Genomic DNA, 460 nt, shown 5'->3' on the forward strand with positions numbered 1-460 from the left:
TCGCGCGCTACGCCCGCTTCGAGATCATCACCGACACCCCCACGCTCGAAGCCACCCCGGTCGCGACGCCCGCGACCCGTGAACTCGTGTACAAGCCCACCGCGCGTGTCGCTTCGCGGGTACGTGCGATCGATGGGATCTGCCGTGCCCCGGGTTGCCAGGTGCCTGCCGCTGACACCGACCTCGACCACCAGGACCGGTTCGACCACGACAATCCCGAAAGTGGTGGTCGCACTACCGAACAGAATCTCGGGGCGCGGTGTCGACGCCATCATCGACTCAAGACTCTGGCAGAGAATCACCGCAATGGTTGGAAGGTCGATCATCTCCCGGATCGGGAGGTGCAATGGACCACGCCCACCGGCGATTCGATCACCACCACCCCCGAAGGCACACCATTCCTGTTCCCCACCGAACCCGTGCCTCCGGTCACCGCCGCCGGTGTGCCCGATGCGGAAAC

Annotated in this window: 1 protein-coding gene; it reads right to left on the bottom strand. The window is 65.4% G+C overall.

Features of this window, described 5'->3' with window-relative positions:
- The coding region (locus ON43_RS45990) for a hypothetical protein (RefSeq protein ID WP_218003443.1) at positions 1 to 326 on the bottom strand (326 nt) is incomplete at its 3' end.
- Between the last annotated feature and the right edge of the window lie 134 nt (positions 327 to 460).

The sequence above is a fragment of the Nocardia concava NBRC 100430 genome, from assembly GCF_000308815.1.
Classification (GTDB): Bacteria; Actinomycetota; Actinomycetes; order Mycobacteriales; family Mycobacteriaceae; genus Nocardia; species Nocardia concava.